Annotated in this window: 5 protein-coding genes and 1 pseudogene; 4 read left to right on the forward strand and 2 right to left on the reverse strand. The window is 49.4% G+C overall.

Going from position 1 to position 10,380, the window contains the following annotated elements:
• Together Q1Y74_RS11280 and Q1Y74_RS11285 are read right to left on the reverse strand one after the other, a co-directional pair.
• Positions 1-209: pseudogene (locus tag Q1Y74_RS11280) on the reverse strand (hypothetical protein); the annotation flags it as partial.
• Between the two features lie 395 nt (positions 210-604).
• Positions 605-4,888, reverse strand: coding sequence for a two-component regulator propeller domain-containing protein (locus Q1Y74_RS11285; protein WP_300814429.1), 4,284 nt, complete (start codon positions 4,886-4,888; stop codon positions 605-607).
• Between the two features lie 210 nt (positions 4,889-5,098).
• Between Q1Y74_RS11285 and Q1Y74_RS11290 the strand changes: the two genes are divergently transcribed.
• The 4 genes from Q1Y74_RS11290 to Q1Y74_RS11305 all read left to right on the forward strand — a co-directional run.
• On the forward strand, positions 5,099-6,586 hold the full coding sequence (locus Q1Y74_RS11290; RefSeq protein WP_300814430.1) for an arabinan endo-1,5-alpha-L-arabinosidase: 1,488 nt from the start codon (positions 5,099-5,101) through the stop codon (positions 6,584-6,586).
• Between the two features lie 97 nt (positions 6,587-6,683).
• A complete protein-coding gene (locus tag Q1Y74_RS11295; protein WP_300814431.1) occupies positions 6,684-8,663 on the forward strand; it encodes an alpha-L-arabinofuranosidase C-terminal domain-containing protein in 1,980 nt (659 codons plus the stop codon).
• A 217-nt stretch (positions 8,664-8,880) separates the two neighbouring features.
• Positions 8,881-9,855 carry a glycoside hydrolase family 43 protein gene (locus Q1Y74_RS11300; protein WP_300814432.1) on the forward strand — a complete coding sequence of 325 codons (975 nt, stop codon included), beginning with the start codon at positions 8,881-8,883 and terminating at the stop codon, positions 9,853-9,855.
• A 288-nt stretch (positions 9,856-10,143) separates the two neighbouring features.
• A partial coding sequence (locus Q1Y74_RS11305; RefSeq protein ID WP_300814433.1) for a hypothetical protein occupies positions 10,144-10,380 on the forward strand: 237 nt, incomplete at its 3' end.

Below are 10,380 nucleotides of genomic sequence, written 5' to 3' on the forward strand. Positions count from 1 at the left end.
CCCTCGTACGCAAAATAATTCAGGATGGAGGGGTCGAAGGGTTCGTCGGCCGATGCATCGTCAAAAGTAATTTTGCTGACTTGTTCGAGTCTTGGATAGATTTGATTGGCGGCAGGTGGGTCTGCTTTACCCCAATCTTCGCATCCTACAAACGAAAGAACTGTAAATGCCGCCAATAGACAGGACGGCCATTTTTTTGTCTTCTTCATAATATAGAATTTTAGTTAAACAAATAGTTTATTACTCTAATAAGTGTTGCAAATTTACAATATATGTATATTAGGAGGGTGGACAAACGGACATTAGTGGTGGACAAACGGACAATAAGTGTGAGAGGTACGTTTAAGTCGGAAGAAGCCTGTTTGTGATAGGTAATCATTTGATTGCGAGTTCGTTCGTTTGGGAGAGGACGCGCGCGTTACAGGCTGTGTCCGTCGATGGAATTAGATATAACTCTACGGAAAATGCCTTTTACCTCTGTCTTTGGCAATCTTCCGCAGAGCTATCCACTTTGTTCGTCGTAGCTGGTCGCTTTGTTTCGCATTGCTTCCTGCCCCGCGTCGCGTTGCTTTCCATTTTTCTTCGCGCGGCGTTTGCTGCGGGGCTATTCGGATGCCTGCTTGTCTCCCTTGTTCAGCAGTTCGCTGGGTTTCACTTTGAATTCCTTGGTAAAGCAGCGGGTGAAGTATTTGGGGTCGTTGAATCCCACTTCGTAGGCTATTTCGGCGATGTTCATTTCCTTTTTCCCATGCGTTTTCAGAATCAGTTCGTGGGCCAGGTTCAGGCGGTAGTTGCGGATGAATTGTCCGGCCGACTGTCCTACCAGGTGTTGCAGCTTCTGGTTGAGCAGCGTCTTGCTTACGCCTACTGCTTCGCAGAAGTCGCTGACTTCGAAATAAGAGTTCTTATAGTTTTCTTTCATCACTTCCATAACACGGCCGATGAATTTTTTGTCGGCCGAATCGTCTTTGATATTCAGCGATTCTACATCCATGTTTGTGGCGAATTTTCGTTGATAGCGTTTCTTGCTTTCCAGTATGTTTTCGATACGGGCCAGTAGCAGTGTTTCGTCAAAGGGTTTCATCAGATACTCATCTACGCCAATACGATAGCTTTCAATTTGGGTTTCTTTGGAGGTCTTGGCCGTCAGCATCAAGAAGGGAATGTGTGAAATGGCTATATTCTCCTTTACTTTTCGTGAAAGTTCGATGCCGTCCATGACGGGCATCATCAGGTCGCTGATAATGAAGTCAATGTTTTGAGATACAAGAATGTTCAGTGCTTCCATGCCATTGGAGGCCTCTGCGGTACTGTATTTTTCACGCAAGATGGATTTGATGTATCCCCTCATGTCGGCATTGTCTTCAACAATGAGGATACGCAGGTCTTTCTTCTCGGTCTCTGTCGTTTCTGGAATATTGGGGACGGCTGGCTCTACATTGTTGCTCTGTGTGTTCGGTATGCTGGTCTCCTCTTCGGAGAGCGGCAACAGGATGCGTAGCGAGCAGCCGGCTTTCGGATTATTGCGGGCTACGATGGAGCCGCCGAGCATTTGTACGATGCGTTTGCACAAGTAGAGTCCGATGCCGCTGCTTGATTGTCCGTACATGGGGTAGTTGGTTTGTCCTTTCGACTGGTAGAATCGGTTGAACACTTTGTTGATGTCCTCTTCAGGAATGCCGCTGCCAGTGTCGGCTACGCAGATATAGAGTTGCCTCTGGCGGCTGTCCGTAGCCGGCAATTGGGCAATGAAGATGTAAACTTTTCCACCGTTGGGAGTGAATTTGATGGCGTTGCTCATCAGATTGGTCAGCACTTTCTGCATGGCTTCTTCATCGTAGAATATTTCAGGTGTTTCCATGTGATAGTGTTTGACCACTTGTATGTTCCGTTCGGCCGCAAAAATCTCGAAGGGCGCAATCAGTTCGTTGACAAACTTGAGAAAGTCGTTTTTGTATCTCACTATTTCAAGTTTACCCGATTCCACTTTGCGGAAGTCCATCAGTTGGTTGACGAGCGAAAGCAGGTATTTGGAGTTGCGCTCTACGAAGTGCAGTTGTTCAATGACCTGCGGATTGTAGCTCAGTTTCAGAGCACGTTCAATAGGGCCTATAATCAGGGTAATAGGCGTGCGGAATTCGTGGGTGATGTTCGTAAAGAAGGCGATTTTGTCCAACGTGAGTTCCTGTACTTTTCGGGCCATTTTGGCCAGTTGTGACTTTTGTTGGCTGATTTTCTCGTTCTGTTGCTTCAGCATGAGGTTCTGTTTCGAGAGTTCTTCTGTCTGTTTCTCCAGCAACAACTTTTGTTCGTTCAGTTTGTGGGTACGTTGCTCCACTTTGCGTTGCAACATCTCTTCTTGTCTTTTGTAGTGGCGAATGCGCCATTGGTAGAATTGCCTGATTCCCAGTAAGGAAAGGATAATCATCAGCACTGTAAACCAGATGGTCTTGTAGAAATAAGGACGGATTGTTATTTTCAGTTCCGCTATTTGTTCGTTTTCTTTATGATTGGTAGGTGAGTACTTCACCTGTAATGTATATTTTCCTGCAGAGAGGTTGGTATAGCTGGCAAAACGCCGGTTGTTAGGCACGCGAATCCACTCTTTGTCAAATCCGACAAGACGGTAGCTGTAGGTTGCAGCCGGGTCTGATTCGTAGTTGAGGGCGGCGAATTCTACGGAGAACGATTGGCTGCTCTCATGGATGCTTATTTCGTTGGTCACGGAGAGGTCAGTAGGCAGTTGTTCGCTTCCGGGCAGTATTTCTGCATTGTTGATGATGAGTTTGGTAAAATGTAAGGGGATGGAGGTGGAGGGAGTGGCCGGCAATTCGCAATCGATGGCTACCAGGCCGGCAACGTTGCCAAAATACATTTTATCTTGTGCCGACCGGCAGGAAGCATTCCAATAGAACTGGGTGTTGTTCAGTCCGTCCTGCTGGGTGTAGTTGATGAATCGGTTTTCTAACGGGTTGAATTGCGAGAGTCCGTTGTTTGTGGCTATCCACAGATAGCCTTGCGTATCTTCAAGTATGCTTCGGATGCTATTGTTTGAAAGACCTTGGGCTGTTGTATAGGCTATGAAGGTTTCTTTTCCGTCTGCTTCTACCGTCCGTTTGTAGAAGCCGTTTCCGTTGCTTCCCAACCACAAAGTGCCGTCCTTGCTTTCGCAGAAGCAGGTGATTTTTTCTCTCAGTTCGGATGAAGGGTCGTTTAACTGGTATTTCAAGTTTCTGTATTCGAATAAATTATGCTCGTTTCTCGAGTGCAGGTCGATGTCATAGACTCCCTCCAGACATCCAATCCACAAGTGTCCGTCTTTGTCAATGATGGAGCCTATGCACCCGTTGATGTCTTCGGCGGTATGACCAGCTAGAGGAGAACAGATTTTTTGCTGTTTGAAGTCATAGAAATAGATACCACGATTGGCTCCTATCCATACTCCGTTGTTGATGGAGTCATACGTCAGTGCACCAATGAAGTCAATGGGGTAGTTGCCTTCGCTTTGACTGTTGAGGGTTCCCAGTCTTTGGGATGGATTCTTTCGGTCAAGCAGGTTGATGCCGCCTCCCCACGTCCCTACCCACAATCTCTCTTGAGAGTCTGTGGTGATGCTGCTGACAGAGTTGTGGCTCAAGGTTCCGTCTTCGTGAGTGTAGTGGCTGAAGTTATCGCTCTGGGCTTCTTTGCGGTTCAGTCCTCCTTCTACGGTACCCACCCACAATGTGCCTTCCCGGTCTTCATAAATGGCGTTCACGGGGTTGTGGGACAGTGTGTGGGCGTTTTCCTTGTCATTCACATAGTTCTGTATGGATAGGCGTTTGGTGGTGAGCTTGTTGAGGCCGCCCGTTTCGGTGCCTATCCAGATGAGTGAACCGTCCACAGTAATGCAGTTGATAAAATTGCTGTTAAGCAGATTGATGCCGGTATTGGAGAAACGGTCTTCGATGCGCTCGAAGTTGTCTTTGATAGGGTTGTAGATATTGAGTCCTTTCAGACTGCTGACAATCAGTTGCTTGTCTCCGGTGACAGCCAGGCAGGTCAGGAAGTTTTGAGATAGTGAGTGCAGGTCATCGTACCGGTGTACATAATGCTTGATGATATTTTCGTTACGGTTATAGCGGTAAAGACCTTTGTCTGTGCTGATCCAGATTTCGTTTTCTTTGGCAATAAAGTCTGAGAAAAGTGTCTCTGGGTTGAACTGCAGGCATTCTGCCACGGGGGTGGCTTTGAGTCCTCCTTGTGAGGCGGCGCTCACTTTGTATATTCTTCCTTCCAGGCCAATCCAGACGCTGCCTTCGTTGTCCAAGTCTTTAAAGACGAGTTCGTTTCTCCATAATCCTGGCGCCTCCAGCGAGCGGACTTCCCGAATGTTTCCCTCTTCATCAAACAAAATGCGGTGGAGTCTGTGGTCGCAATGCAACCAGATGCAGCCGTTTGCATCACAGGTAACGAAGGAGGACGGTTTCCTTTCCAGTCCTTTTTCCACCTTATCTGTTTTAAGCAAAGGTACCGCTTTTAAGGTGGACAGGCTGATGATATCTATGCCTCCTTCCGATACGCCCCATAGCCGTCCGAATCTGTCTTCCGCAACCTTACGGGTAAAGTTGCTTTTAAGTTTGCAATGTGGTGTACTGGTGGAGAAGTTGACGAATTCATATCCGTCATAACGCGAGAGGCCGCCCCCGGCCATGGAAATCCAAAGGAATCCTCGGCTGTCCTTATAGATATCATCAATGAAGTTGTGGGGAAGTCCTTCATTCATGGTGATGTAGTTGATGTTATAACGGTCTGCAAATGCCTCCTGTGCCTGGAGGGTTGCGTGGGAGAATCCCATCAAGATGCTATATAATAATGTAAAGGTGTATAACAACAAACGGTTTTTCATATTTTTCTTGTATTAGTATTGCAAAGTTAATGGATTAATCGGAATGAAGGAAACAGCTATGGGTGGTTTTGGGACAAAATGGTCTTTTGTCCACCATAAAAGTCCGTTTGTCCACCTTTCAGTGTCCATTTCTTGCTTATTTTTGTAGCAACGTTTCATTTTTGTTCATTCGGAGGGCAAATGCGTTCCTCTGGCTTAATAGCTGATATTATGAAAAGACTACGTTTGGAGGCTGTCATGCTGGTAGCCGTTTTGCTGGGCGGATGCGCTACTGCTCCTTTTGCTCCCACTGCTTCCCCCAATCCTTGGGCAGATAATTATTTGGATGTATCTTCCATGGAGCATTACCGCTCGTGGGGCACTTACAATGTACACGACCCTTCTTGTCGCAAAATAGGCGACTATTATTATATGTATTCTACCGATGCCATCTTTCGCGAGAACCGCAAGGAAGCCCGGGAGAAGGGCGTTCCTTTGGGATACATTCAGCAACGCAAGTCAAAGGATTTGGTGCATTGGGAGTTCTTGGGATGGGCATTCCCTGAGATACCACAGGAAGCGGTGGAGTGGGTGCGCTCTCATGCCGGTGGAGAAGGGGCAACCAATATTTGGGCGCCTTACATTATTCCTTATGGTGATAAATACCGCCTTTATTTCTGCGTGTCGGCTTTTGGTCGTAAGACTTCCTATATTGGGTTGGCTGAAGCTAATTCTCCCGAAGGCCCGTGGACACAACGGGGATGTGTCGTCAAGACGGACAATTCTTCGGTGATGAATGCCATCGACCCTACCGTAGTAGTGGATGCCTCCAACGGGAAGTGGTGGATGCACTATGGCTCTTTCTTCGGAGGCCTCTACTGTGTGGAGTTGAATCCGCAGACAGGACTGCCGATGGTGGAAGGAGACCAGGGCCATCTGGTGGCACGCCGGGCCAACTATCGGAAGGATAACCTGGAGGCACCTGAAATCATTTATCATCCCGGTTTGAAACGTTATTATCTCTTTTCCTCCTACGACCCTTTGATGACGACCTACAATGTGCGCGTGGGCCGTTCGGATAAGGCTGAAGGCCCCTTTACCGATTTCTTTGGAGTGGCGTTGGCCGACACGACCAACAATTTCCCCATCCTTACCGCCCCCTATCGCTTTACCGGTCATAGCGGTTGGGCAGGTACGGCTCATTGCAGTGTTTTTACTACGGACGACGGACAATATTTCATGGCTCATCAGGGACGTCTTTCTCCGCAAAACCAGCTGATGGATCTTCATGTGCGTCAGATGTTCTTTACCGAAGACGGATGGCCGGTGGTTTCACCTGAACGTTTTGCAGGCAGTCGTCCGCGTACCTTTTCGTCGGATGATCTGATAGGCGAGTGGGAAGTGATACGGGTACAGGAGCCTTTGTATGAGCGCCGCCTCAATGCCGGCCAAATCTTGTGGGGCGAAGGCGAACTGAAGGACGAAGAATGGAATATATCGGCACCTTTACACCTGACCGAAGGCGGAAGGCTGGATGCCGAAGGGGGGACCTGGACGTTTGCAGAGGAGAAGCAGCTGCTTTCTCTGACGTTGGACGGCGAAAGGATACAGAATCTGATTGTTTTTGCCGGACACGACTGGGAGAAGGAGCAGGAGACGATACTTTTCACCGGCCTCGACGCACGTGGACGCTCGGTGTGGGGGAAGAGGGTGAGATGATGAATAGATAATAATTAACAATTAATAGTTGACAAATAACGAGTAATAATTGCTTCTTGTGGGGGATTCATTTTCCATAAAGAAGCCCAAAAAGACCATGATGAAAACCAAAGGACTACTGACAACGATGGCGCTGGCTGTGGGCATGACGCTCCAGGCGCAGACCAATGAATTTGTTATTCAGACAAAAAAAGTGGGTGCGGAGATTCAGCCCACCATGTACGGCCTCTTCTTCGAGGACATCAACTATGCGGCCGACGGCGGCCTGTATGCCGAGCTGGTGAAGAACCGCTCTTTCGAGTTCCCCCAGGCCTTTATGGGATGGAAGACCTTCGGCCAGGTGACTTTGCTGGACGATGGCCCCTTCGAACGCAATCCGCACTACGTCCGCCTGGCCTACGCCGGCCACCCGCACAAGCAGACGGGACTGGACAACGAAGGCTTCTTTGGCATCGGTGTGAAGCAGGGTGCCGAATACCGCTTCTCGGTGTGGGCACGCATCCCCGACGGCAAGGAAGCCGGTAAGATTCGTGTCGAGCTGGTAGACACCAAGTCCATGGGCGAGCAGCAGGCTTTTGCAACAGCCGAGCTGGCCATCGACTCCAAGGAATGGAAGAAGTATCAGGTGGTGCTGAAGCCGACTGTCACCAACCCCAAGGCCGTGCTGCGCATCTTCTTGGCATCGCCCCAGACGGTAGACCTGGAGCACATTTCGCTCTTTCCCGTCGATACCTGGAAGGGACACGAGAACGGCCTTCGCAGGGACTTGGCCCAGGCATTGGCCGACCTGAAGCCGGGTATCTTCCGATTCCCCGGCGGATGTATTGTCGAGGGAACAGACCTGAATTCGCGCTACAACTGGAAGAATTCGGTTGGTCCCGTTGAAAACCGTCCGCTCAACGAAAACCGTTGGCAGTACACCTTCCCACACCGATTCTATCCCGACTATTACCAGAGCTACGGACTTGGTTTCTATGAGTTCTTCCAACTTTCGGAAGAAATAGGTGCCGAGCCGCTTCCCGTCTTGAGCTGTGGTCTGGCCTGTCAGTTCCAAAATCCCAATGCCGAAGCCCATGTGCCCGTTGACCAGTTGGATTGCTACATCCAGGATGCAATAGACCTGATTGAGTTTGCCAATGGCGACACCACTACCACCTGGGGCAAGTTGCGTGCTGACATGGGACATCCCGCACCGTTCAACCTGAAGTTTATCGGAATCGGAAACGAACAATGGGGCAGTGAATACCCCGAACATCTGGAGCCGTTTGTGAAGGCTATCCGTGCGGCCTATCCCGACATCAAGATAGTGGGCAGTTCAGGCCCTGATTCAGAAGGCAAACAGTTCGACTACCTGTGGCCCGAGATGAAACGTCTGAAGGCAGACCTGGTGGACGAACACTTCTACCGCCCCGAATCGTGGTTCCTCAGCCAGGGCGCACGCTACGATAATTACGACCGCAAGGGGCCCAAAGTGTTTGCCGGCGAATATGCCTGCCATGGTAAGGGTAAGAAGTGGAACCACTTTCATGCTTCGCTGCTCGAAGCTGCCTTCATGACAGGTCTTGAACGCAATGCCGACATCGTCCACATGGCTACTTATGCGCCTCTTTTTGCCCATGTTGAGGGCTGGCAATGGCGTCCCGACCTCATTTGGTTTGACAACTTACGCTCTGTACGTTCGGTCAGCTACTACGTTCAACAGCTCTACGGACAGTACAAGGGTACCAACGTGTTGCCGCTGACGATGGACAAACGTCCTGTGACCGGTGCCGAAGGGCAGAACGGCCTCTTTGCCAGTGCCGTGATTGACAAGGACAAGAATCAGTACATCGTCAAGGTGGCTAACACTTCGGACAAGGCGCAAGCCATTCAGCTGACCTTCGACGACATGAAGAAGAAAGCCTCGCTGGCTGGCGGGCGCTGCATTAAGCTGGCTTCTGCTGACCTGGATAAGGATAACAGCCTTGATGCTCCTTCGGCAATCGTGCCCCAAGAGTCGGTTTTGCAGGTCGAAGGACATAGCGCGCTTGTCGACATCGAACCGAATACATTTGCCGTTTATATCTTTGAATTGTAATTTTTTTCAGTAAGAAGTTTGAGAAGTTAAAGAAGTTAGGAGAACTTATCGTCCGGTTCCAAGCGGGCGGAAATTAAAGCCGATAGATGGGAGAATGAATAAAATGAAGAATTTCCGTAACTTATTATTCAGTGACCATTACCCCATTATATAACTATCGGCTTTAACCTCTCTAACTTTCATCACTTCTCTAACTCCTCCTCTAACTTCTATAAATATGAATAGTTTTTTTAAGGTTGTTGTTTTTTTGGTAATTTCTTGTCTGGCAGCTCCTTGTGAGCTGTCAGCTCAAACTGACACCACATTTGTGGCCAGTGGCAATCCGCTGGTGAAGTACAAGTATACGGCCGACCCCGGTGCCATGGTGCACGACGGACGAATGTACATCTATGCCGGGCATGATGAATGTCCGCCTCCGGCCGAGCACTATCTGCTGAACGAGTGGTGCGTCTTTTCCTCGTCCGACCTGAAAACGTGGACCGAACATCCCGTCCCCTTGCGCGCCAAGGACTTTACATGGGCAAAGGGTGAGGCATGGGCCAGCCAGGTCATCGAGCGCGACGGCAAGTTTTACTGGTATGTGACGGTAGAGCACGCCACCATCCCCGGCAAGTCCATCGGCGTGGCCGTTTCCGACTCGCCCACGGGGCCCTTCGTCGACGCCCGCGGTTCAGCCTTGATAACCAACGACATGACCACCGAGCGCAGCAAAAGCTACTGGGACGATATAGACCCCACCGTCTTCATCGACGACGACGGCCAAGCCTATCTGTATTGGGGCAACACCCAGTGCTACTATGCCAAGCTGAAGAAGAACATGATTGAACTGGACGGCCCTATCGTACCCGTCGACCTGCCCCGTTTCACCGAAGCCCCCTGGCTGCACAAGCGTGGCGACTGGTACTACCTGTCCTATGCTTCCGAGTTTCCCGAGAAAATCTGTTATGCCATGAGCCGCAGCATCACCGGCCCGTGGCAGTACAAGGGCGTCCTGAACGAGCTGGCCGGCAACTCCAACACCAACCACCAGGCCATCGTCGAGTTTGGCGGCCAGTGGTACTTCATCTACCACAATGGTGGCATCAATCCCTCGGGCGGCAGTTTCCGCCGTTCGGTGTGCATTGACCGCCTTTACTATAACGAGGACGGTACCCTGAAGCGTGTGCAGATGACGACAGAAGGCATTTGGTAAGGCTCTTTTCAGAGGTTGATTAAAACTGCCTATAGGTAATGAACAGATTGCCCATAGGCAGTTTTTTGTTGCTTGCGGGGAGGAACGTCATTCGGGATGTATGTCGTTGGTTTCTGAAAACTGAGTATTTGAAATTGCCATCTGTCATCCTACGGTGAAAAGAACATCTTTTGAAGGCGTATGCGATTTAATGTAGGTTTGTTGTAACGGATTTAAAAAGAATTCATAATTTTGCGTACATACATTTTTTCATGCTAGATGGAAGAGCGGAATCGCATACATAGAATTGTGGGGAAAGAGAACCAATCGGATGAGGTGACTTTTATTACAGGTTATCAAGCTGTTTATTTGGCAAATCTGTTAACGAGGAGGTTGCCGGCAAACGATATTGATAAGCTGACGGCCTCCTTGCAAGATGCACAAGTGGATTTGACCCCTCATCAGGTAGAAGCGGCTCTGTTTGCGTTCAAATCACCTTTATCTAAAGGAGCAATCTTGGCCGATGAAGTGGGATTGGGTAAAACC

The organism is uncultured Bacteroides sp., from assembly GCF_949298305.1.
GTDB lineage: Bacteria > Bacteroidota > Bacteroidia > Bacteroidales > Bacteroidaceae > Bacteroides.

What these genes read in the sequence shown, in the direction of transcription:
- Q1Y74_RS11285 (WP_300814429.1), bottom strand. Translation starts at nt 4,888, where the DNA reads ATGAAAAACCGTTTGTTGTTATACACCTTTACATTATTATATAGCATC.
- Q1Y74_RS11290 (WP_300814430.1), top strand. Translation starts at nt 5,099, where the DNA reads ATGAAAAGACTACGTTTGGAGGCTGTCATGCTGGTAGCCGTTTTGCTG.
- Q1Y74_RS11295 (WP_300814431.1), top strand. Translation starts at nt 6,684, where the DNA reads ATGATGAAAACCAAAGGACTACTGACAACGATGGCGCTGGCTGTGGGC.
- Q1Y74_RS11300 (WP_300814432.1), top strand. Translation starts at nt 8,881, where the DNA reads ATGAATAGTTTTTTTAAGGTTGTTGTTTTTTTGGTAATTTCTTGTCTG.